The organism is Streptomyces sp. NPDC059787, assembly GCF_042732315.1.
In the GTDB taxonomy this organism is placed as follows: domain Bacteria; phylum Actinomycetota; class Actinomycetes; order Streptomycetales; family Streptomycetaceae; genus Streptomyces; species Streptomyces atrovirens.
In genome coordinates this window covers 89225-112026 of sequence record NZ_JBHWHX010000017.1, presented here as the reverse complement: position 1 = coordinate 112026, position 22802 = coordinate 89225, and the positions used below count along the sequence as shown (strand labels likewise).

19 protein-coding genes and 2 tRNA genes are annotated in these 22802 nt (G+C 70.9%); 12 read left to right on the top strand and 9 right to left on the bottom strand.

All coding sequences use genetic code 11. The annotated features are described in order from the left end of the window. Nucleotides 1-55 precede the first annotated feature (55 nt). On the top strand, nt 56-1906 hold the full coding sequence (locus ACFV5H_RS18595) for a putative bifunctional diguanylate cyclase/phosphodiesterase (protein WP_385195855.1): 1851 nt from the start codon (nt 56-58) through the stop codon (nt 1904-1906). Here ACFV5H_RS18595 and ACFV5H_RS18590 read toward each other — a convergent pair. The 3 genes from ACFV5H_RS18590 to ACFV5H_RS18580 form a co-directional block, all read right to left on the bottom strand. After that, nucleotides 1882-2982, bottom strand: coding sequence for an LLM class flavin-dependent oxidoreductase (locus ACFV5H_RS18590; RefSeq protein WP_385053702.1), 1101 nt, complete (start codon nt 2980-2982; stop codon nt 1882-1884). The two genes, ACFV5H_RS18595 and ACFV5H_RS18590, sit on opposite strands and share 25 nt — an antisense overlap. A gap of 294 nt (nt 2983-3276) precedes the next feature. After that, entirely contained in the window at nt 3277-4008 is a 732-nt protein-coding gene (locus ACFV5H_RS18585; RefSeq protein WP_385053700.1) for an aspartate/glutamate racemase family protein, read from the bottom strand. Next, nucleotides 4005-4856 carry an aspartate/glutamate racemase family protein gene (locus tag ACFV5H_RS18580; RefSeq protein WP_385053697.1) on the bottom strand — a complete coding sequence of 284 codons (852 nt, stop codon included), beginning with the start codon at nt 4854-4856 and terminating at the stop codon, nt 4005-4007. Before ACFV5H_RS18580 ends, ACFV5H_RS18585 begins: the two co-directional genes overlap by 4 nt. Nucleotides 4857-5084: 228 nt before the next feature. Here ACFV5H_RS18580 and ACFV5H_RS18575 point away from each other — a divergent pair, with 228 nt between their 5' ends. Together ACFV5H_RS18575 and ACFV5H_RS18570 are read left to right on the top strand one after the other, a co-directional pair. Further along, on the top strand, nt 5085-6032 hold the full coding sequence (locus tag ACFV5H_RS18575; RefSeq protein ID WP_385195853.1) for a D-2-hydroxyacid dehydrogenase: 948 nt from the start codon (nt 5085-5087) through the stop codon (nt 6030-6032). A 17-nt stretch (nt 6033-6049) separates the two neighbouring features. Then, nucleotides 6050-7438: an amidase gene (locus ACFV5H_RS18570; RefSeq protein WP_385195850.1), complete on the top strand. Its 1389-nt coding sequence runs from the start codon at nt 6050-6052 to the stop codon at nt 7436-7438. Nucleotides 7439-7594: 156 nt separating this feature from the next. On the opposite strand, the gene ACFV5H_RS18565 is transcribed toward ACFV5H_RS18570, so the two are convergent. Continuing rightward, nucleotides 7595-8092: a DUF3830 family protein gene (locus tag ACFV5H_RS18565; RefSeq protein WP_385053690.1), complete on the bottom strand. Its 498-nt coding sequence runs from the start codon at nt 8090-8092 to the stop codon at nt 7595-7597. Nucleotides 8093-8189: 97 nt separating this feature from the next. On the opposite strand from ACFV5H_RS18565, the gene ehuB reads away from it, so the two are divergent. The 6 genes from ehuB (at nt 8190) to ACFV5H_RS18535 (ending at nt 12420) form a co-directional block, all read left to right on the top strand. Continuing rightward, a complete protein-coding gene (gene ehuB / locus ACFV5H_RS18560; RefSeq protein WP_385195847.1) occupies nt 8190-9104 on the top strand; it encodes an ectoine/hydroxyectoine ABC transporter substrate-binding protein EhuB in 915 nt (304 codons plus the stop codon). Further along, nucleotides 9101-9814, top strand: a complete 714-nt coding sequence (gene ehuC / locus ACFV5H_RS18555) for an ectoine/hydroxyectoine ABC transporter permease subunit EhuC (protein ID WP_385053684.1) — start codon at nt 9101-9103, stop codon at nt 9812-9814. The genes ehuB and ehuC overlap by 4 nt, the downstream gene beginning before the upstream one ends. Continuing rightward, a complete protein-coding gene (ehuD, locus tag ACFV5H_RS18550) occupies nt 9814-10464 on the top strand; it encodes an ectoine/hydroxyectoine ABC transporter permease subunit EhuD (RefSeq protein ID WP_385053682.1) in 651 nt (216 codons plus the stop codon). Before ehuC ends, ehuD begins: the two co-directional genes overlap by 1 nt. After that, nucleotides 10454-11245, top strand: coding sequence for an ectoine/hydroxyectoine ABC transporter ATP-binding protein EhuA (gene ehuA / locus ACFV5H_RS18545; protein WP_385053678.1), 792 nt, complete (start codon nt 10454-10456; stop codon nt 11243-11245). The genes ehuD and ehuA overlap by 11 nt, the downstream gene beginning before the upstream one ends. Before the next feature lie 255 nt (nt 11246-11500). Then, nucleotides 11501-12259 (top strand): IclR family transcriptional regulator, encoded by a 759-nt coding sequence (locus ACFV5H_RS18540; protein ID WP_385195844.1) that lies wholly within the window; start codon nt 11501-11503, stop codon nt 12257-12259. A gap of 87 nt (nt 12260-12346) precedes the next feature. Further along, a tRNA-Lys gene (locus ACFV5H_RS18535) sits at nt 12347-12420 on the top strand. 50 nt (nt 12421-12470) lie between these two features. Here ACFV5H_RS18535 and ACFV5H_RS18530 read toward each other — a convergent pair. The 3 genes from ACFV5H_RS18530 to ACFV5H_RS18520 all read right to left on the bottom strand — a co-directional run bounded on the left by ACFV5H_RS18530 (nt 12471) and on the right by ACFV5H_RS18520 (nt 15948). Then, complete coding sequence (locus tag ACFV5H_RS18530; protein ID WP_385195841.1) at nt 12471-13076, bottom strand: lytic polysaccharide monooxygenase; 606 nt, start codon at nt 13074-13076, stop codon at nt 12471-12473. 125 nt (nt 13077-13201) lie between these two features. Further along, entirely contained in the window at nt 13202-14353 is a 1152-nt protein-coding gene (locus tag ACFV5H_RS18525) for an SPFH domain-containing protein (RefSeq protein WP_385195905.1), read from the bottom strand. Nucleotides 14354-14622: 269 nt separating this feature from the next. Beyond that, nucleotides 14623-15948, bottom strand: coding sequence for a peptidoglycan-binding protein (locus ACFV5H_RS18520; RefSeq protein ID WP_385195839.1), 1326 nt, complete (start codon nt 15946-15948; stop codon nt 14623-14625). A gap of 196 nt (nt 15949-16144) precedes the next feature. Here ACFV5H_RS18520 and ACFV5H_RS18515 point away from each other — a divergent pair. The 3 genes from ACFV5H_RS18515 to ACFV5H_RS18505 all read left to right on the top strand — a co-directional run bounded on the left by ACFV5H_RS18515 (nt 16145) and on the right by ACFV5H_RS18505 (nt 20638). After that, nucleotides 16145-16218 (top strand) — tRNA-Lys (locus ACFV5H_RS18515). A gap of 467 nt (nt 16219-16685) precedes the next feature. Continuing rightward, entirely contained in the window at nt 16686-18701 is a 2016-nt protein-coding gene (locus tag ACFV5H_RS18510) for a glycosyltransferase family 2 protein (protein WP_385052598.1), read from the top strand. After that, nucleotides 18698-20638 carry a galactose oxidase-like domain-containing protein gene (locus ACFV5H_RS18505; RefSeq protein ID WP_385052601.1) on the top strand — a complete coding sequence of 647 codons (1941 nt, stop codon included), beginning with the start codon at nt 18698-18700 and terminating at the stop codon, nt 20636-20638. The genes ACFV5H_RS18510 and ACFV5H_RS18505 overlap by 4 nt, the downstream gene beginning before the upstream one ends. A gap of 90 nt (nt 20639-20728) precedes the next feature. Here ACFV5H_RS18505 and ACFV5H_RS18500 read toward each other — a convergent pair whose 3' ends face one another. Together ACFV5H_RS18500 and ACFV5H_RS18495 are read right to left on the bottom strand one after the other, a co-directional pair. Then, entirely contained in the window at nt 20729-21754 is a 1026-nt protein-coding gene (locus ACFV5H_RS18500) for a glycoside hydrolase family 6 protein (protein ID WP_385052603.1), read from the bottom strand. Between the two features lie 360 nt (nt 21755-22114). Beyond that, entirely contained in the window at nt 22115-22741 is a 627-nt protein-coding gene (locus tag ACFV5H_RS18495) for a class F sortase (protein ID WP_385195835.1), read from the bottom strand. Nucleotides 22742-22802: the final 61 nt, after the last annotated feature.

Genomic DNA, 22802 nt, shown 5'->3' with positions numbered 1-22802 from the left:
GAGACTCTGAGACTTTCTGCACGGACAGCGATCGAGTGCACTGCGGGAGCGAGCGGTGAGCGGAACGTCCGAAGGGCCGGCGCCCGCGGCGGAACTCAACCGGCCGACGGTCACAGAGAGTGAGATCACCACGTCTCCGCGTACGGAATCCCCACCCCCGTCACCTCCGCCGTCCCCGTCGTACCGCTCCGTCTTCACGGCCGCGCCGCTCGCCATGGCCGTGGTCGACCGCGAAGGCATGGTGACCGGTGCCAACGCGGCCCTCGCCACCCTGCTCGGCCGCGATCCGGAGAGCCTGCCCGGTGCCGTCGCCGCCGATCTGGTGGACCTGGCCTCCGACGCCCGCACCTGGCACGCCTACCGGGAGCTGCTGCGCGGACGGCGCTCCAGGCTGCGCTGCACCCGTCGGCTGAAGCACCCGGAGGGGCACGCGCTGTGGGTGCGGGTGACGGTCTCCCCGCTGCCCGCCGACGACGGGGGCGTGCTGCTGTCGGTCGCCGACATCGGCGACCACCACGAGCTCCAGGCGCAGCTGCGCCACCTGCGGATGCACGACCCGGTGACCCGGCTGCCCAACCGCACCCTGTTCTTCGAACGGCTGACGGCCGCGCTGGAGACGGAGTCGTACGAGGAGGGCGGCACCGGCCGGATCGGACTGTGCTACCTCGACCTGGACGGGTTCAAGGCGATCAACGACACCCTGGGCCACCGCGTCGGCGACCAACTCCTCGCCGCCGTCGCCGAGCGGCTCAGACAATGCGCGAAGGACGCCGCCAGGACCGGCACCCCGCTGGTCGCCCGGCTCGGCGGGGACGAGTTCGCGCTGCTGGTCGAGGACTCCACCGGCACCGAGCAGCTCGCCGACCTCGCCGAGTCGCTGCTCGACGCGATCCAGGCGCCCTTCGACCTCTCCGGGCGCAGGCTGTCGGTGTCGGCGTCGATCGGGGTGGTCGAGCGGCATGCCGCCGGGACCACGCCCACCGCGCTGATGCAGGCCGCCGATACGACGCTGTACTGGGCGAAGGCCGACGGCAAGGCCCGCTGGACGCTGTTCGACCCGGAGCGCAACGCCTCCCGCGTGACCCGCCAGGCCCTCGCCTCCACGCTGCGCCCGGCCATCGACCGGGGTGAGTTCGCGCTGGAGTACCAGCCGCTGGTGGGCATGGAGGACGACCGGGTGCACGGCGTGGAGGCGCTGATCCGCTGGCACCATCCGCGGTTCGGCACATTGACGCCGAATCGGTTCATCTCACTGGCGGAGGAGGACGGCTCGATCGTGCCGCTCGGCCGCTGGGTGCTGCGCACCGCCTGCCGGCAGGCCCGCGACTGGCAGGTGGAGCACCCGGACGAGCCGCCGATCTTCGTCAGCGTGAACGTGGCGGTCCGGCAGGTGTGGGACTCCGACTTGGTGGCGGACGTCGCCGACACCCTGAAGGAGACGGGCCTCGCGCCGGAGCTGCTGCAACTGGAGCTGACCGAGTCGGCGGTGATGGGGTCGTCCGGCCGGCCGATCCAGGCCCTGAAGGCGCTCAGCGACATGGGCGTACGCATCGCCATCGACGACTTCGGCACCGGCTACTCGAACCTGGCCTATCTCAGCCGGCTGCCGGTGTCGGTGCTGAAGCTGGACGGCTCCTTCGTACGGGGCTTCCAGTACGAGGAGCGCGCCGCCGCCCCGCCGAACCCGGCGGACGAGGTCATCGTCGAGGCGATGGTGCAGCTCGCCCACCGGCTCGGTCTGACGGTCACCGCGGAGTGCGTGGAGACGTCGGCGCAGGCGACGAGACTGCGCCGGATCGGGTGCGACACCGGTCAGGGGTGGCTGTACTCCCGTCCGGTGCCGCCGGACCGCATCTCCGAGCTGCTGGGCACGCCCGGGGTTCAGGCGGGCGTGGGCAATCCGTAGGCGTCGGCTATCAGTTCGTAGGAGCGCAGGCGTACGTCGCCGCCGTGGGCGTTGGCGGTGAGCATCAGCTCGTCGGCGCCGGTGCGCTTCTGCAGGTCGTCCAGGCCGGTGCGGACCTCGTCGGGGGTGCCGTGGATGACGTTGGCGTTCCAGGAGTCGACGAACTCCCGCTCCATGGGGCTGAAGTCGTACGCCTCCGCCTCCTGGGGGGTGGGGACCAGGCCGGGGCGGCCGGTGCGCAGCCGGACCATGTTGAGCGCGGCGGCCAGCACCTGGCGGCGGGCCTCCTTCTCGTCGTCCGTGGCGAGCGCGGAGACACCGATGAGGGCGTAGGGCTCGTCGAGGACCTCGCTGGGGCGGAAGGTCTCGCGGTAGAGGTCCAGGGCGGGGACGGTGTTCTGGGCCGAGAAGTGGTGGGCGAAGGCGAAGGGCAGGCCGAGCATGCCGGCCAGCCGGGCGCTGAAGCCGGAGGAGCCGAGCAGCCAGATCGGCGGGCGGTGCGGGGACTGCACGCCACCGGGTGACGTCGCCTGGACCGGGCCGGGGACGGCGTGGATGCGGCGGTAGGGGTGGCCGTCGGGGAAGTCGTCGTCGAGGAAGCGGGTGAGCTCGGCGAGCTGCTGGGGGAAGTCGTCGGCGCCCTCGTTCAGCCGGTCGGAGCGGCGCAGGGCCGCCGCGGTGGCGCCGTCGGTGCCGGGGGCGCGGCCGAGACCGAGGTCGACGCGGCCCGGCGCCATGGCCTCCAGGGTGCCGAACTGCTCGGCGATGACCAGCGGCGCGTGGTTGGGCAGCATCACCCCGCCGGAGCCCAGGCGGATGCGCCCGGTGTGCGCGGCGAGGTGCGCCAGGATCACGGCGGGCGAGGAGGAGGCCACCCCGGGCATGGAGTGGTGCTCGGCGACCCAGTAGCGGTGGAAGCCGCGGGACTCGGCGAGGCGGACGATGTCCACGCTGGTCCGCAGGGCGTCGGTGGCGGTCCGGCCCGCGCCGACGGTCACCAGGTCCAGCACGGAGAGCGGGACGGGTGCGGTGCCGTGGGCGGTGCCCCGGATCTCCTCTGCGGCGTCTGCGGCCATGGTGGGGTGCCTCCTGTGGGGTGTGACGTTCGCTGCGCGACCTAACAGGAGACGGTCCCCGGTTATTCCCTCCCCTTCTCCGGCATCCGGCGATGTGCGCGCCCGGCGATCATGCGATACGATCATCTTGCTCGCTGAGGGGGTCGCCCCCGGAAAGCGGACATGCGTTGGTGGTCCAAGGAAAGACGCCCCACTTCCTGTGGGGAGATGCAGGTGCAAGGCCTGCCCGGCGCTCGACCGGAACCCCGGCCCGCGGAAGCGGGACCGGGGTTCTCGCGTGTGCGGGACGAACGGTCAGACCTGGACGATCGGCTCCCGGGTGAACAACGCGCCCAGTTCCGGGGCGTTCACCCTGCGGTCCGCCAGCCTCAGGGCCTCCCAGACCGTGACCTGGTTGGCGGTCAGGACCGGCTTGCCCAGCTCCTTCTCCAGGGCGGGGATGTGCGCCACCGTGTGCAGGGCCGTGTCCGGCAGCAGCAGCGCGTCCGCGTCCGGGGTGTCGGCCGCGCGGGCCAGGGCGAACAGCTCCTCCTCGCCCCAGGTGCCGACCTCCGTCGCCGTGACGATCCCGGAGCTGCGCACCCCGGTCACCTCCACTCCGCCGGCCCGCAGGAACTCGGCGAAGAGCACGGCCACGTCGTCCGGGTAGGTCGCACCGACGGCGACCCGCCGCGCCCCGACCTCCCGCGCCGCGTGCGTGAAGGCGAACGACGTCGACGACGCCGGCATGCCCGCCGCCCGGGCGAGGCCCCGCACCTGCTCGTGGGCGCCCTCCCAGCCGTGCACGAAACTGCCGCTGGTGCAGGCCCACACCACCGCCTCGGCGCCCGAGAGGCGCAACTGCTGCAGGCCCGCCGCCAGCCGCTCGGGCGCGCCCATCTGCAACAGCGCGTCCACCCGGTGCGCGTCCTCACCGATGTCGGTGTGCACCAGGTCCACCCGGATGTCGCTGCCCAGCAACTGCTCGATACGCGGATAGTCGTCCTCTGCGGAGTGGCCCGGGTAGAGGAATCCCAGTGCGGTCATGTCCAGCCTTCCTGCTGCTTCTCTTCCGGCACGCCCGGCACGTCCGGCACATCCGGAAGTACGGAGCCGGACGCCTGGCCCGGCAGTACGGTCCCGGAGCGTGCCGACGCGTCGATCAGCGCCTGATACGGTCCCACCGCCCGGGTACCCAATCGGCGCAACGCCGCCCACATGGTCACCTGGTTGGCCGAGATGACCGGTATGCGCAGTTCGGCTTCGAGCTGCGGGATGACGTCGTAGGTCGGCAGATTGGTGCAGGAGAGGAACAGCGCGTCCGCCGCGCCGAGCCGGCCGCGCACCGCGGCCCGCCGCGCCATGTCCGCCACCTCGCGGTAGGTGACCTTCCAGATCTGCCGGGTCAGACCCATGTACGCGCACCCGGTGACCGTGACGCCGGCCCGCGCGACATAGCTCTCCAGCACCCGGGTGACCGACACGGTGTACGGCGTGACCAGGGCGACCCGGCGTACGTCCAGTTCCACCAGGGCTTCCAGGAGCGCGCCGGAGGTGGTGACGGCCGGGACCGCGCCGGCCCTGCTCATCGCCTCGCACATCGCGCGCTCACCGACGATCCCGCCGACGAAGCTGCCCGACGTACAGGCGTAGGCGACGACCTCGGGCGCGACCGCGGTGAGGGTGCGCACCGCGTCGCCGAGCGTCTCGTGCTCGCTGATCAGCCGGGCCAGGTCGAGGCTCACCTCGACCGGCACGTACGGCGTGCGGGTGAGGTGCAGGGACACCTCGTCCGGCACCCAGCGCCACAGCTCGCGGTCCAGCGCGAAGTCGAAGGGGGCGACGACACCGACACCGCGTTGCGGGCCGGGGCCGCCGAGAAAGGAGACGTCCATGTCAGCACCGGCCTCACGCTGGGAGACGAGCACACAACGGATCGCGGGAACGCCCGTGTTGACGAAGGTAGGTTGGGGTGCGAGCGTGGTCAATCCACGCATCCCGGACTCCGGCCATTTCCTTCCCGAGGACCCGGCCGCCCGGCTCCCGGACACTCCGCACCACCCTCCCGAGAACATCGGCACCACCTCCCGAGAACCCCGGCCAGCCCGGAGAAACGGCGGCTCATGACCACCCCCACGCTGCTCGTGCTCGACGCCGACCCGCTCCCCCGCCTCGGCAGGCTCACCGGCCGGGTGCGGGTGGAGCACGCGGACGCCTCGACGCTCGCCGAGCGTCTGCCGTCCGCGGACGTGCTGCTGGTGTGGGACTTCACCTCGCACGCGGTGCGCGAGGCGTGGCCGGGCGAGGGGCCCCGGCCGCGCTGGGTGCACACGGCGAGCGCGGGCGTGGACCATCTGCTCTGTCCGGAACTCGCCGCCTCCGACACCGTGGTCACCAACGCGCGCGGCGTCTTCGACCGGCCGATCGCCGAGTACGTCGCCGCGCTCGTCCTCGCCTTCGCCAAGGACCTGCCGCGGACGCTGGACCTCCAGCGGGAGCGGACCTGGCGGCACCGGGAGTCCCGCCCGGTCGCCGGGACCCGTGCCGTCGTGGTCGGCTCCGGACCCATCGGCCGGGCGATCGCCGGCACGCTCACCGCGCTCGGCGTCGAAGCGGCCCTGGTCGGGCGCACCGCGCGGGCCGGTGTGCACGGCCCGGACGATCTCGACCGGCTGCTGGCCCGCGCGGACTGGGTGATCGCCGCGGCGCCGCTGACGGAGTCGACGCGCGGCATGTTCGACGCCCGCCGCTTCGGCGTGATGCAGCCGTCCGCACACTTCGTCAACGTCGGCCGGGGACAGCTCGTCGTGGAGGACGCCCTGGCCGAGGCGGTGCGGCGGCGCTGGATCGCGGGCGCCGCGCTGGACGTCTTCGAGACCGAGCCGCTCCCCCCGGACAGCCCCCTGTGGCGGCTCCCGGGGCTGATCGTGTCGCCGCACATGAGCGGGGACACGGTCGGCTGGCGGGACGAACTCGGCGAACAGTTCGTGGAGTTGTTCGAGCTGTGGGCGGCGGGCCGGCCGCTGGAGAACGTGGTCGACAAGCAGCGCGGGTATGTACCGGGTCACTGACGTATCCAGGAGGCCGGATGTCCGAGCTCACCGAGCTGACCGCCGTACGACTCCTCGACGGTTACCGCGGGGGTGAGTTCAGCCCGGTGGAGGCGGTCCGGGCGGCGCTGGAGCGGGCCGAGGAGATCCAGCCGGAGGTGAACGCGTTCGTCCGGCTGTTCGCCGAGGAGGCGCTGGAGCAGGCACGGGCGTCGGAGGAGCGGTGGCGGCGCGGTGAGCCGTGCGGGCTGCTGGACGGGGTGCCGGTCACGGTGAAGGACATCCTGCTGCTGCACGGCGCCCCGACCCTGAAGGGCTCGCTGACCATCGACCCGGCGGCGGGCCGCTGGGACGAGGACGCGCCCTCGGTGGCCCGGCTGCGGGAGCACGGCGCGGTGTTCCTGGGCAAGACGACGACCCCCGAGTTCGGCTGGAAGGGCGTGACGGACTCGCCGCTGAGCGGTGTCACGCGCAACCCGCACGATCCGACGCGCACGGCGGGCGGGTCCAGTGGGGGCGCGGCGGCGGCCGTGGCGCTGGGCGCGGGGCCCCTCGCACTGGGCACGGACGGCGGGGGCAGTGTCCGGATCCCGGCCGCGTTCTGCGGGATCTTCGGGCTGAAGCCCACGTACGGGAGGGTGCCGCTGTATCCGGCGAGCGCGTTCGGCACGCTGGCGCACGTCGGTCCGATGACCCGGGACGCGGCGGACGCGGCGCTGCTGATGGATGTGATCGGCGGTCCGGACTCCCGTGACTGGTCGGCGCTCGGGCCGGCGTCCGGCTCGTTCTCGGAGGGGCTCGCGGGCGGGGTGCGCGGGCTGCGGGTGGCGTACTCGCCGTCGCTGGGCGGGCAGGTGCGGGTGCGGCCCGAGGTCGCGGCGGCGGTGCGGCGGGCGGTGGAGCGGCTGGCCGGGCTCGGCGCGTACGTCGAGGAGACCGACCCCGATCTCACCGACCCGGTGGAGGCCTTCCACACCCTGTGGTTCGCCGGTGCGGCGCGGGTGACCCAGCACCTCACGCGGGAGCAGCGGGAACGACTCGATCCGGGGCTGCGGGAGATCCGCGGCACCGGTTCCCGGTACTCGGCGCTGGAGTATCTGGCCGCGGTGGACGTCCGGATGGGCCTGGGCCGGCGGATGGGCCGCTTCCACGACCGCTACGACCTGCTGGTCACCCCGACCGTGCCGGTCACGGCGTTCGAGGCGGGGGCGGAGGTGCCGAAGGGGTCCGGGCATCGGCGGTGGACGGGGTGGACGCCGTTCACGTACCCGTTCAACATGACTCAGCAGCCCGCGGCGACCGTGCCGGTGGGGGTGGACGGGGACGGGCTGCCCATCGGGCTGCAGCTGGTGGCCGCCCGGCACCGGGACGATCTGGTGCTGCGGGGTGCGCACGCGCTGTACGGGGCGGGGGCGTCGGCCGAGTAGTGCCCTGTGTGGGGGCTGGGCGGAGGTGGGTCGCGCTGCCCGGCGCTTACGGGTGCCGTCGCGCCCACCCGTGCCGCCCTGGGGGTACCTCCCAGGCCCTTAAGGCACTGGGGGAGGCACGACTGCCCGCAGTTGCGGCGGTGCGAGTGCCCGCAGTTACGGCGCTCTGCGGAAGCTGAGGGTCTCCCCCGCCGCGCCCGTGCGCCACAGGTCGTTGCAGGCGGTGGCCATGGTGTCCAGGCCCTCCACCACCTGGCCCCAGACGGTGCCGGGGACCCAGCCCACGTCGCCGTTGAGGAGGAGGTTGTTGCGTTCGTAGAACAGGGCCAGGTCCACGACCGTCGTACCGGGGCGGACCTCGCGGTCGTAGCCGTAGGACTTCGTGCCCAACTCGGCGCCCGCGAAGGAGAAACAGCACAGGTCGCCCGGAATGGGGGTGACCGTCGGGTTCTCCAGGGGCGGTTCCGCGTCCGCGAAGGGCGGGAAGAGGGCGTAGATCTCGTTGCGCGCGTACTTGGCGTGGTAGACGTCGCCGGACAACGGGAGAGATTTCCAGACGGCTTCGCAGGTGATCGGCGCCCGGTCGTCGAGCAGTCGGGCCGTGCAGCTGATGTCACGCTTGACCAGGGAGATCTCGAGATATCGGTCTGCCATGTCCCCCATCGTCCCGCGCCGGTCAAGACCGCCCGACCGTCGAACGGGGCCGAAACCGGCCGGAATAATTCGCATCGCTTCGGGTAGCCGCGCCGCCATGGCTCCACCACTACAACCACTGAGACGATTCCGAGAAGCCTCCGGGCCCTCACGTCGGTCGCTGCTCGCGGGGGTCGCGGCGCTCGGCGCGCTGGGTGCCGCGGGCTGTTCCCGCGTGCCCACGGCGGCGGCCACGGGCGGCGGTGACCTGCTCGGCCGGCTCAAGGCCGCGGGCGTCGTCCGTCTGGGCATAGCCGGCGAGATCCCGTTCGGTTACATCGACAGGAACGGTGATCTGACCGGCGAGGCACCGGAGCTGGCCAGGGTCGTCTTCCAACGGCTCGGCGTGGAGCGGGTGCAGCCCGTGCCCACCGAGTTCGGCTCGCTCATACCCGGGCTGAACTCGCAGCAGTTCGACGTCGTGGCCGCCGGGATGTACATCAACCCGGACCGCTGTCAGCAGGTCATCTTCTCCGACCCCGACTACCAGATGCTCGACTCGTTCATCGTGCGCAAGGGCAACCCGAAGGGCCTGCACGACTACCAGGACGTCGTCGAGAAGAAGGCGAAGTTCGCCACCGGCACCGGGTACGCGGAGATCGCGTACGCCGTCGAGGCCGGGTACGCGGAGAGCGACATCCTGATCGTCCCCGATCAGGTCGCCGGCCTGAACGCCGTCGAGGCCGGACGTGCCGACGTCTTCGCCGGAACCGCCCTCACCACCCGCGAAGTGGTGAAGAAGTCCAGCAAGGCCGAGGTGACGGAGGCCTTCAAGCCGATCGTCGGCGGGAAGCCGCACGTCGACGGCGGCGGCTTCGCCTTCCGGCCGAACGAGACCGGCCTGCGGGACGCCTTCAACGCCGAACTGCGCAAGCTGAAGGACAGCGGCGAGCTCCTCCGGATCCTCAAGCCCTTCGGTTTCACCGAGGACGAGATGACGGACATGACCGCGAAGGAGCTCTGCGGCGGATGACACCGGGACTCTGGGAACGCGTACTCGAGGGTGTCTGGGTCACCGTCCAACTGCTCGTGCTCAGCGCGCTGCTGGCGACGGCGGTCTCCTTCGTCGTGGGCGTCGCGCGCACCCACCGGCTGTGGATCGTCCGCTTCCTCGCCGGTTTCTACACCGAGGTGTTCCGCGGGACCTCGGCCCTTGTGATGATCTTCTGGGTGTTCTTCGTGCTGCCCCCGGCCTTCGGCTGGCAGCTGGTGCCGCTGTGGGCGGGCACGCTGGCACTCGGTCTGACCTACGGGGCGTACGGCTCGGAGATCGTGCGCGGCGCCCTCGCCGCGGTCGACCCGGCCCAGCGTGAGGGCGGTATCGCGCTCAGCTTCACGCCCTGGCAGCGGATGAAGCTGATCCTGCTGCCGCAGGCGGTGCCGGAGATGATCCCGCCGTTCTCCAACCTGCTGATCGAGCTGCTCAAGGGCACCGCCCTGGTGTCGGTCATGGGCATGGGCGACCTGGCGTTCAGCGCCAACCTGGTGCGCCTGGCACTGCAGGAGAGCGCGGAGATCTACACGTACGTCCTGCTGATCTACTTCGTGATCGCCTTCCTGCTGACCCGCCTGATGCGCGGTCTGGAGAAGAAGCTGAAGGCGGGGGTCGGCAAGGCCGCGGTCCGTGAACCGGACGTGGAGCTGAAGCGGCCCGAGACGACCAACGTGGGAGGTGCCGTCTGATGGAGTGGGACTGGAGCGCGGTCTCCGACTTCATGCCGCACTTCTGGGACGGTCTGCTGGTCACCCTGCAGATCCTGGCCCTCGGTTCGCTGATCTCGTTCGCGCTGGGCCTGGTGTGGGCGCTGCTGATGCGGGTGCCGACGCGCTGGGTGACCTGGCCGGTCGGGGCGGTGACGGAGTTCGTCCGCAACACCCCGCTGCTGGTGCAGCTGTTCTTCCTGTTCTACGTGCTGCCCGAGTGGGGGGTCACCTTCTCGGCGCTGACCACCGGTGTCTTCGCCATCGGGCTGCACTACTCGACGTACACGATGCAGGTCTACCGCGCGGGCATCGAGGCCGTGCCGGTGGGCCAGTGGGAGGCGGCGACGGCGCTGAACCTGCCGCTGCGCCGGACGTGGACCGCGGTGATCCTGCCGCAGGCCGTGCGCAGGGTGGTGCCCGCGCTCGGCAACTACGTCATCTCGATGCTGAAGGACACGCCACTGCTGATGGCCATCACCGTGCTGGAGATGCTCGGTGAGGCGCGGCTGTTCTCGCAGCAGAACTTCCAGTTCACCGAGCCCCTGACGGTGATCGGCTTCGCCTTCATCGTCATCTCCTACCTGGCCTCCCTTGCCCTGCGAGCCCTGGAGCGACGCCTTGTCCACTGACACCCACGCCCCGTTCGACAAGAAGCCCGAGAGCCCGAGGGGCAACGGCGAGCTGATCCGGCTCGAGCAGGTCACCAAGCGGTTCGGGAACCACACGGTCCTGGACCACCTGGACTTCTCCGTGGACGCCGGCAAGCACGTCACGCTGATCGGTCCGTCCGGTTCGGGCAAGACCACGATCCTGCGGCTGCTGATGACGCTGCTGAAGCCGGACGAGGGCACGATCACCGTCGACGGGGAGCAGCTGTTCCCGGCGCCGGAGAAGCAGGTCCGCGAGATCCGCAAGAAGATCGGGATGGTGTTCCAGCAGTTCAACCTGTTCCCGAACATGACGGTGCTGCGGAACATCACCGAGGCCCCGGTCACCGTGCTCGGCATGTCCAAGGACGCGGCCGAGGAGCGGGCGCGGGAGCTGCTGGAGATGGTCGGGCTGACCGACCACCTCGGCAAGCGCCCCGGGCAGCTGTCCGGCGGTCAGCAGCAGCGGGTGGCGATCGCGCGGGCGCTGGCGATGCGGCCGCAGGTGCTGCTGCTCGACGAGGTGACCTCGGCGCTCGACCCGGAGCTGGTCGCGGGCGTGCTGGACGTGCTGCGGGACATCGCCCGCTCCACCGACATCACCATGCTCTGCGTGACCCACGAGATGAACTTCGCCCGGGACATCTCCGACCAGGTGCTGATGTTCGACCAGGGCCGGATCATCGAGGCGGGCGCGCCGGAGAAGATCTTCAGCGAGCCGGAGCACGACCGGACACGGGAGTTCCTCAGCGCGGTGCTGTAGCCACGGGCCGCGAGCGGGGCGACACCCGAGGTCGGCAGCCCGGGTCATCCCTCTGGCATATGCCAGAGGGTCGGCGCCGCAGATGAGGGGGCCGCGTTCTTGTCAACCCCCGCTTCCCCGAGGCCGTTCGACGGCTATCGTGGAAGCGATTCGCTGACCGGATTGCGGCCCCAGGCCCTGTCGTCGCATTCCCGCCCTCCGGGCGGACGACGGGAATGTGACGACAGGACCTCAGAGCGAGCGCAGGGGGAAACCGTGGCGCTGAGGCACGAGCCGACCGCGTCGTACCACTCGGTCCAGGACGCGCTGCGCGTCCTGGAGGCGGTGGCGCGGCACACCACAGGAGTCACCGACACCGACATCGCCCGCGGGACCGGCCTCACCGCGGAGCGGCTGACCACGCTGCTGCGGATGCTGCGCCGCGAGGCCTACGTCGAGCAGATCACCGACGGCGCGTACGTCACCGGAGTGGCCTTCGCCCGCCTGGGCGCCGCCGAGGGACACGAGGAGGCGCTGCGCGAGAAGCTCCAGCGCACCCTGGACCGGCTCCGCGACCGGGTGGGCGCCGCCGTCTACCTCAGCCGGTACGTCGACGGCGAGGTCAAGGTCACCCAGTACGCCGACGGCCCGGCCACCCCGAAGGTCAACGAGTGGGTGGACTTCCGTCACTCCGCGCACGCCACCGCGGTGGGCAAGAGCCTGCTCACCCAGCTCGACCACGACGGCCGGCGCGACCACCTCGCCCGGCACCGGATGGCCCGGCTCACCTCGCGCACCATCACCAGTGACACGCTGCTGCTCTCCCGGCTGGCGGCGCAGCCGCCCACCGTGCCGGTCCTCGACCTCCAGGAGTACGCGGTCGGCACGGTCTGCGCGGCCGTCCCGATCACGGCCGGCTCCTCGGTGGGCTGTCTGGCGCTGTCCCTGCCCCTCGCGCACGCCCACCGCCTGCGCCAGGCCGCCGACACGCTCAACCGGAACGCGGCCCCGGTGCTGCTGTCGCTGACGATCTAGCGCGCCCGGGCGGTGGTACGGACCACCCCCGTGGACCGGGTAGTATTTTCTCTGTCGCCGCCCGCGAAAGCGGACGGCGGGAGTCATGCGCCGCTAGCTCAGTTGGTTAGAGCAGCTGACTCTTAATCAGCGGGTCCGGGGTTCGAGTCCCTGGCGGCGCACCTGGAAGGGCCTCTCGTGGGAGCGAGAGGCCCTTTGACGTGTGCAGGGATCAGAACGTCACGTCCGAGCAGGCGTAGAACGCGTTGCCCGTGTCATGGACCGTCCACACCGCGAGGATCACGTGGTGCCCGCTGAGCCCGGACGGCAGCCGGCCGCTGTGCGACAGGGTCTGCGGCGGACGCTGTCCGTTGTAGGGCACGGTGAGGAACGGGGTGAGGTTGAGGTCGGACCGGGACAGCCCGTGGTTCTGGTTCCAGCCCGGCTTGGTGACGTAGTACTTGAAGTCGGTGGTGGCGTGCATCGCCGTGAACTGCCACCGGAAGGTGTAGTTCTGGCCGCCGGACACCCGGGTCGTGGGCCAGGCGCCCCCCGAGGGGGTCTTCGGGCTGTCGAGCTGGGCGAACGGCGCGTTGCCCGCGGAACAGAGCCGTCCGTCGGCGGGACCCGAGGCGGGGAAGCCCTTCGGGCCCTCGACGCTCTGCGGCTCCCACTGGATGGATCCGCAGTTGGCCACCGAGCCGTTCTGACAGAGCTTCTGCCGGCTGACCGGCAGATCCGTGTAGCCGTGGCCGCTGGCACCACCGGAGGAGAGCACGAGTGCTCCGGTCGTGGCCAGCCCCACCGCGGCTGCGTACGTCTTGGTCCTTGTGCGCATGCTGCTGCTCCTGGTGAACGTGGGGGAGTTTCCGTGAGCCGTGCAGGTAGGTCTAGACCAAGTCTGAGATTATGGGCGCGGACTGAACATGTCCATACCAATCGCAGGGTCCGTTCCCCCGCCGTTCACGGCCCCGTCTCCCCCCGTCCCGCGCAGAACGCCACCGTCAGGTCCTTCACCAGCACCTTGCGTTCGTAGTCGTCCAGTTCCACCAGCCCCCGCATGGTCAGCCGGGTCACCGTGTCCTCCACCGAGTCCACGACCGAGCCGAGCACGCTCGCCCGGTGCTGGGCGTCCAGCGCGGCGATCCGGCGCCGGTGCATCGCGGCGGCCACCTCGGGCGCGTACTCCACCCGGACCGGCCGCACCGCGAACACCTCCACCCCCACCGGTGCGGTGTCCGCCGCCACCAGCCGGGTCAGCGCGTCCTGCGCCGCCTCCACCGCGCCCTTGCCCGCGCCCGGCGCCGCCACCGGCACCCGCACCAGCGCCGCCTCGACGCACGCGCGCAGGTACGCCTCGTGGTCCTCGACGCCCAGCGTCGCCCGCGCGGTGTCCCGCACCCGCCACACCACCAGTACGGCCACCCGCAGCGCGACCCCGCTGCGGTCGGCCGCCCGCACCGGCTCACCGCGCCAGTGCCGCAGCCGTACGTCGACCCGGCGGCGCAGCAGCAGCGGGTTGACCCACATCAGCCCGGTCCGCCGGACGGTCCCCCGGTAACGGCCGAACAGGCCGAGCACCCAGGCCCGCCCGGTCCGCCCGCGGGCCAGCCCGCCGAACCCGACCAGGCCGAGCGCCCCGGCCCCCGCGTACGCCGCCCACTGCGCGGGGCCGAGCCCCGCCGCACCGGCACGCGCCGCCGGTCCGAGCGCCTGAGCCACCAGCGGCGGCAGCACGCCCGCCCACCACGAGGTGACCGCACAGCCGGCCACCCCGCACACCCCGGCGAGCACCCCCGCGAGGCCGGGCAGCACCCGCGCGGGCCGCTCCACCAGCTCGGGGTCGACCTCCGGGACGACCGACCGGACCCGCTTTCCCGTACCCGTACCCGTACCCGTGCCCTGCCCCTGCCCCTGCCCCTGCCCCTGCCCCTGGGGGACCTTTCCGTCCGCGTCCGCCCGGCGGGCGACGACCGCCGGCCGCAGCCGCACCGGCGCCGGCTCGGGGGCGTCGCGGAACAGCAGGTGGACGGGGATCTCGGTGGTGGACTCGGTGTGGATCAGCCGGACCGGCCGGACGGCCGCCGAGCCGCCGTCCGCCGGACCACCACCCACCGGGCCGTCACCCGCCGGCCTGCCGGCCCCGGGGCCACCGTCCACCGCGACGCCCACCGACCTGCCGCCCACCGGGGCGTCGTCCACCGGCCCCCCGGACTCGGGAACGCGTTCGGGGATGTGTTCGGGAACGTTCTCGGGGACGGGGGATGTCGTCGTGGTCACGCCTGCCTCCAGCCTCCGCGCCAGATGCGTCACATCGGTCACTTCCAGGGACGCCGTGGGACGTCATGCAACGTAAGTAGGACGTCATGGGACGTCATGGGACGTCATGAAAGGAAAAGCCGACGCCAGGTCTCCGGGCCAGGAAAGCCGTCCGCCGCTCCGCCGCGCCAGCCCTGGGCCCGCTGGAAGGCCTCCACATTGCGGCGGTCGGCCTCGCTCCAGCGCGGTCCCGGGCCCTTCGTGTAGTACCGGCCGAACCCCTTCTTCACCAGTTGTCTTCCGAGCCGCGTGACATGGTCGTTGACGGCGCCCGGCCGGAACGACGCCCGGCCCGGATAGCCCGGCACCCCGTGCGAGGAGGATGCCGCCGAGGGGCCGGCGCCGACGGAAGCGGAACCTCCGTTTTGGACGTCCCGGCCCCCGCCGGTCACCAGCAGCTCCCAGGTCAGCGGGCCCGGCAGACCGTCCGCCGCCGCGTCCCGCCACCCCTGGGCCTCCTGGAAGGCCCGGGTCGCCCTGCGGTCCGCGTCCGTCCAGCGCGGTCCGGAAGGAGTGGGGTAGAAGCGTCCGGCACCGCGGGCGGCGAGCATCCGGCCGAGCTCGGCGACGTACTCGTTCTCCGCGCCGGGGCCGAAATACGTCGCTCCGGGGAACGGGATCCGGCCCGTCGGGAGGGACGCCCCCGCCCCCGCCACGCCGTCGGTCACCCCCTTGTAGCGGTACGGGACATAGCGCGCGGAGTTGTTCCAGTAGGCGTACGGGGTGGTCTTCCGGCGGGTGTGCGGCGCGGTCTGTTCGTAGGCGACGTACTGGGAACGGGTGGTGTCCGTCCAGCCGCCGAAAAGGACCACATGTGATCCGCCGTACGGGTCGGCCGCATTGTGGAACAGCAGCATGTCGCCCGGCCGGAGTTCGTCCTTGGTGATTCTCTCGGCGTATTTCCCGAGGCTGCCGGTCCATTCGTTCCCGGGCAGTCGCCAGGCCATCGAGACATAACCCGAACAGTCCTGCCGGTAACCGTCGGACCAGTAGGAGCCCACGCCGTACGGAACCTTCCGGGTGACCCAGTTCCGGGCCCGCTCGACGATGTCCGCGCGGGTGGTCGCGGGCACCCGCGCGGGGCTCGCGGGCCGGGCCGCCTGACCGCCGGGACCGTGCAGCGGAGCCCGCGTCCCCTGCGGGGTGCCCGGCTCTTCACCTGCGGGAACGTCCGGACCGGTGGGCCGCTGGACCTGGGGGACGGCGACCGCGGGCGCGGCGATCGCGGCCGACGCCGCGACGGCCGCGACGAGAGCGGTCCGGTGCGCCGCCGCCGGATGGCCCGGAAAGCGGCCGGTCCGGGAATGCGGCAGAACGCGTCGCCAGTGCGCGCAGCCGGGGCAGTCGCAGTCGTCCCCCGGATCGATTTCCTCGAATACCGGAGACTCCATGCGATTCCCCTCACACTCCCGGTCGATTTCGTCACGTCCGTGCACGACGGTCAGTTTCGCAACTGTCCCCCGCACGCGCATGTTGACGGTCCGAATGATGTACGGGCGACGGGACCGGCGGTGATCCACGGCCCACGCCCGGCCACCGGTGGTCGGGAGCACCCGCCGGGGTCCTGTAGAGTTACGCCGTCAGCGCGCGCCGCTAGCTCAGTTGGTTAGAGCAGCTGACTCTTAATCAGCGGGTCCGGGGTTCGAGTCCCTGGCGGCGCACCGACCCGACGGGCTCCTCGTGCAGACGAGGGGCCCGTCGGTTTTTGGCCGGATACCGCCTCGCGACCGTTGAACGCAGCACACTCGGCGCACGTATGCAACATCGGCCCCACGGCTTCCCCCCACCGTTCACAATGATCCCGTATGACCGGTGAACACCATGTTTCATATCTTGCGATCATGATGGGCACCGTAGAACCTGGGTTCTTCGGTTTGCTGCGGATTCGCGGCGGTTGGGGGGCAAGAAACCGGTTGCTGGTGATGCGGGGCGAGGGGTCCCGCTTCATGAAGTGGTGCCGAGGGGGGCATCATGCAACCGGAACAGCGCTGTGCCGTGTCTATAAGGTGTGGGTGACGTGGTGACAGCGGTCTACCACTGATACGTCCGTGACGGTCGAGGGGGACCGGACCGCACGTAAGGAAGCGACGAAGCACGCGGTGACCGCCGCGTGTTGGGGGGATGACTCATGACGTCGACGCCGACGGGCGCCCAGAGGGACGACGACCCGTCCCAGACCACCCAGCTCAGGGTGCCCGGCCATCGGAACTGGAACACGGGAGCGTTCCGCCGGATCAGGAAGACGCTGCCGAGATACGACTACGAGCACTACAGCCGGCTCGCGGGCCCCCTCACCCAGCCCGATCCGAACAGACCGTACAAGGTGCAGTACCGCTCGCTGATCGGCCAGGAACCGCACCGCATCCGGATCGCGCTGATGCTGGCCGCCGCCCCGGTGCTGTCGCTGGTGCTGCTGTTCTGGCTGCTCCAGCCCTCCCACTGGACCGAGCGGGACTACGTGGAGTTCGAGTGGCTGCCCGCCCTCGACATCGTCATGCTCGTCTCGATCGGTCTGATCGAGTTCTTCCGCTGTATGAACGTGCTGTCGAACGCGCACGCCACGCTGGTCGCCCGCGATCCGATCCCGGTGGTGCCCGAGACCGGCACCCGGGTCGCCTTCCTCACCTCCTTCGTGCCCGGCAAGGAGCCGCTGGAGATGGTGACGAAGACCCTGGAGGCGGCCGTCAGGATCCGCCACCGGGGCCTGATGCACGTCTGGCTGCTCGACGAGGGCGACGACCCGGAGGTGAAGGAGGTCTGCGCGCGCCTGGGCGTGCACCACTTCTCCCGCAAGGGCGTCGCGAAGTGGAACCAGAAGAAGGGCGCGCACCGCGCGAAGACCAAGCACGGCAACTACAACGCCTGGCTGGACGCGCACGGCGACGACTACGACTTCTTCGCCTCGGTCGACACCGACCACGTGCCGCTGCCGAACTACCTGGAGCGGATGCTCGGCTTCTTCCGCGACCCGGACGTCGGCTTCGTCATCGGCCCGCAGGTGTACGGCAACTACGACAACTTCGTCACCAAGGCCGCCGAGTCCCAGCAGTTCCTCTTCCACGCGCTGATCCAGCGCGCCGGCAACCGCTACGGCTCGCCGATGTTCGTGGGCACCTCCAACGCCGTGCGCATCAAGGCGCTGAAGCAGATCGGCGGTCTGTACGACTCGATCACCGAGGACATGGCGACCGGCTTCGAGATGCACCGCCACAAGAACCCGGCGACGGGGAAGAAGTGGCGCTCGGTCTACACCCCGGACGTGCTCGCGGTCGGCGAGGGCCCCAACGCCTGGACCGACTTCTTCACCCAGCAGATGCGCTGGTCGCGCGGTACGTACGAGACGATCATCGGGCAGTACTGGAAGGGCTTCTACTCGCTCCCGCCGAGCAAGCTCTTCAACTACACGATGATGATCATCTTCTATCCGATGTCGGCCCTGAACTGGATCCTCGCGGCGATCAGCTGCGCGCTGTTCCTGGGCCTGGGCGCCTCGGGTGTGAACATCGACCCGGTGGTCTGGCTGATGCTCTACGGCAACGCCTCCGCCCTGCAGATCGGCCTGTACGTCTGGAACCGCCGGCACAACGTCTCGCCGCACGAGCCGGAGGGCTCCGGCGGTGTGGCCGGCATGGTGATGTCCGCGCTGTCGGCGCCGCTGTACGCGAAGGCGCTGATCGACTCCGTCCTGCGCAAGAAGAGCAAGTTCGTGGTCACGCCCAAGGGTGACTCGGCCAGCCCCGACACCTGGTTCGGAACCTTCCGGTACCACTGGTACTTCATCCTGATCTTCGCCGGTTCCATCACCGCGGGCTTCGTCTACGGGCACTCTCACCCGGCGATGGTGATCTGGGCGACCTTCGCCCTGCTGATCACCGCCGCGCCGATGTTCGCCTGGCGGCACGGCATGCGGCAGGACCGGAAGAAGCCCGGCGCCCACGCCGGGGGCGGGCAGCCGGACGCCGGGCAGGAGCCCCGGACGCAGGCCCTGCCGCCGCAGATGCCGCAGCAGCAGCACGCCCCGCAGGACCGGCCCCAGTGGGCCGCCTCGCACGGTGGGCCCGCCGCGGACACCGGGGGCGCGGCCCCCGGGAACGACCAGACCATGCAGATCGCCCTTGGTGGACTTGGGGGACGTAAGGAATGAAGGACCGTGCAGGCCGCCGTCGCGCCCGTCGGATCGCGATAGGCACGGCGGTGGTGCTGGCGCTGGCCGGAATGAACGGGCCGTGGCTGTACCGCTTCAGCACCGAGAAATACCACCAGTACAAGATCGACCAGCCCGAGTACAAGGCCGAGAACGGCAAGTGGGAGATCGTCGAGTTCCCCGAGGAGTACCGGCAGAACACCATCCACGCGGCGCTGCTGCGCACCGGCAAGGTGCTGCTCGTCGCGGGGTCGGGCAACGACCAGGACAACTTCGACGCGAAGAAGTACGACACCCGGATCTGGGACCCCGTCAAGAAGACCGTCAAGAAGGTGCCGACGCCCACCGACCTGTTCTGCACCGGCCACACCCAGCTCGCCAACGGCAACCTGCTGATCGCGGGCGGCACCAAGCGGTACGAGAAGCTCAAGGGTGACGTGAAGAAGGCCGGCGGCCTGATGATCGTCCACAACGAGAACCCGGACGAGCCGATCACCCTGCCCGCCGGGACGAAGTTCACCGGCAAGGAGAACGGCAAGACCTTCGTCTCGAAGGACCCGGTGCTCGTGCCGCGCGCCGAGAAGAACTTCGATCCGGAGACCGGCGAGTTCCTGGGCAACACCCCGGGCGTCGGCCGCATCTACGTCGAGGCGCAGAAGGAAGGCGCCACGTACGAGACCGGCACCCAGGACAACTACAAGGTGCAGGGCCTGTCCGGCGCCGACGCGCGCAACACGTACGGCATCGCCGAGAAGCTCGCCCTGGACAAGAAGGACTTCCAGGGCATCCGGGACGCCTACGAGTTCGACCCGGTCGCCGAGAAGTACATCAAGGTCGACCCGATGAAGGAGGCCCGCTGGTACCCGACGCTCACCACCCTGAGCGACGGCAGGATCCTCAGCGTCTCCGGCCTCGACGACATCGGCCAGCTCGTCCCGGGCAAGAACGAGGTCTACGACCCCGAGACCAAGGAGTGGACCTACACCGACAAGGTCCGCCAGTTCCCGACGTACCCGGCGCTGTTCCTGATGCAGAACGGCAAGGTCTTCTACTCGGGTTCCAACGCCGGCTACGGACCGGACGACGTGGGCCGCGACCCGGGCGTCTGGGACGTGGAGACCAACAAGTTCGAGAAGATCCCCGGGCTGAGCGACCCGAACATGATGGAGACGTCCGGCACGGTGCTGCTGCCGCCGGCACAGGACGAGAAGTACATGGTGATCGGCGGCGGCGGGGTCGGCGAGTCCCAGCTCTCCAGCGAGAAGACCCGCATCGTCGACCTCAAGGCGGACGACCCTAAGTTCGTCGACGGGCCGTCACTGGACAAGGGCACCCGCTATCCGCAGGCGTCGGTCCTGCCGAACGACGAGGTGCTGGTCACGGGCGGCTCGGAGGACTACCGGGGCCGCGGCGACTCCAACATCCTCGAGGCGCGGATCTACGACACGGAGAAGAACGAGTTCAGGCAGGTCGCCGACCCGCTGGTGGGCCGCAACTACCACTCGGGCTCGATCCTGCTGCCCGACGGCCGCGTGATGGTCTTCGGCTCCGACTCGCTCTACGCCGACAAGGCCAACACCAAGCCGGGCGAGTTCGAACAGCGCATCGAGATCTACACGCCGCCGTACCTGTACGGGGACGACGAGCAGCCCGACCTGTCGGGCGGGCCGAAGACCGTCGAACGCGGTGGGTCCGGCACGTTCACCTCCGCGGACGCGGCGTCGGTCAAGAGCGTGCGGCTGATCCGGCCGAGTGCGTCGACGCACGTCACTGATGTGGACCAGCGGTCGATCGCGTTGGACTTCAAGGCGGACGGGGACAAGATCACTGTGACGGTGCCGGAGGACAAGAACCTGGTTCAGTCGGGGTGGTACATGCTGTTCGTCAATGACGGGGAGGGTGTGCCCAGTAAGGCGCAGTGGGTGCAGGTGCCGTAGCGCTGCGCGGCTCGGCCGTCTCTTCGTCCGCAGGTCCGTCGTGGCTGGTCGCGCAGTTCCCCGCGCCCCTTGGGCACGGGGAACTCGCCGTTACTCAGATCCTTCGGCCAGTTTCAGGGCGTACTCCGGCCACCACTCGCCCGCCTTCGGGCCGCCCTTGCACTCGCCGTCCGACTCTCCGGGGCGCTTCACCCACAGGTAGGCGTCGACCAGGGGGTCGGACGTCTTCGTCGTCGGGGTTTCGCCGAGGGCCCGGCCGGGGGGGTTGCACCAGCGTTCGTCCGCCGCGCCCTCGGTGTAGGGCCCGTTGCCGTTGCGGCTGGTGTCGATGACGAAGTGCTTGTCTCCGATCTTGGCGGAGAGCTGCTTGCCGTAGGCGATGGACTCCTCGGTGGAGTAGTAGTTGGAGACGTTCACCGAGAAGCCGTCGGCCTGGTCGACGCCGGCCCACTTGAGCGGCTCGTGGATCTGGTCGGGTTCGCCCCAGCCGGCGTTGCCCGCGTCCAGGTAGACCTTGGTGTTCTTCAGGCCCTTCAGCTTGGCGACGGCGCCCTTGAGGAGGTCGTAGCGCTCCTCGTGGAACTCGTCCGGGGTGCAGCCGTCCACCAGGTGCAGTACCGCGTCGGGTTCGAGGATCACGGTCGCCGGGCGGTCGCCGATGCCCTTGGCGACGCTGTCGACGAAGTCGCGGTAGGTGTCGCCGTCGGCGGCGCCGCCCTGCGAGTACTGGCCGCAGTCGCGGTGCGGGATGTTGTAGAGGACCAGCAGCGCGGTGCGGTCCGCCTTCTCCGCGCCCTCGGTGAAGCCGCGGGCCTGTTCCTCGGGGTTCTCCGGGCTGATCCACTCGGCGACGGGCTGCTGGGCGATCCTGCGGATCCGGTCGGCCTCCGACTTCTTGCCGTCCTCCACCAGTCGGGCGACCTGCCGTGCGGCGTTGCCGTCCGGGTTGACCCAGAACGGGTCGGACTCCTTCGGCTGCTGGGTGATCCCCGCGCCGGCGTCCGCACCCCCCTTGTCGTCCGAGGACGAACACCCGGTCATCAGTAGCGCCGCCCCCAGCACCACCGCGGACGCCCGCCCCCCGGTGAACGCCCCGACCCCCCTGCTGCCGTACATCAAGCCCCCCTTGGGTGCACTTGTTCCATGTGCTCCGAGCCCCAATCCTGACATACGTCCCGCGACGCCCACGAGGCCGAACCCGACCTTGTCCGCCGGCTGTTACAGCGTGGTGGCACAGGCGCTCCCGGTCGTGCCGTACGGGCCGGCGGCGAGGCCGCCGGCGGGGGTCACCTGCGGGGATCACGGACCGGGACCGGGCCGGACTCGGCGTCGGTCCGCCCCTGGGCCCGGCACGTCCTCCGTTCCGGAGTCGTGCGCGCCACGGACCGCCGCGGCCTCCCGCACCGGTCGCCGGGTCACTCCCGCGGCCCGGACCCCGCGCGGTCGAGGACCGGCCAGGTGGACGGGCACCGGTGCTCAGGGTCCGGTCGCGGTCAGATACGCCGAGACGACGACGTCGGCCGTGCAGCCGCCGGTGGTCCGGTCGGGGGTCCCGGCGCAGGCGACCAGCCGGAGTTCGGCCCGTCCCGCGCGGCGCGGCTCGGGGGTCCGCCGGGTGTCGAACCGTTCGGGGGAGTGGGAGAGGACCCGGACGTCCTCCACGGTGAACTCGGCGGTCCCTGCGGCATCCGCGCGGGTCACCCGGATCTCCTGGCCGGGTTCGAGCGCGTCCACGGAACGGAGGGCGGCCGACCCCACCAGCAGCGCGGTGCCGGGCTCCCCCGGTGTCACCCCGTCCGCGGGCCGGCCGACCGTGTCCGGCCGGCCGTACCCGTCGGCCACCACCGGTACGTGGAGGCCCAGGTCCGGGATGTCGAGGCGCCGCGGCACCGCGGCGGTCAAGGGGCGGTGCGCGGGCGGCAGTTCGATCCGGGGAGGCCGTCCGGCCGCCGCCATGTCACCGGTGGCGGTCCCGGACATCCCGGCGGGTACGTCACTTCGCTCACGGCCCCACAGCCACAGCCCGAGCAGCAGCACCGCCCAGGCCACACCGGCGAGCAGCCGCCCGGTGCCGGACGGGCAGCGTTCCTCGTCGGAACCCATCGTGCACCTCCAGACATCTGGAGGGTCCCGCGCGGGGTCCGGGGCCGCATCCTCGCGAGCG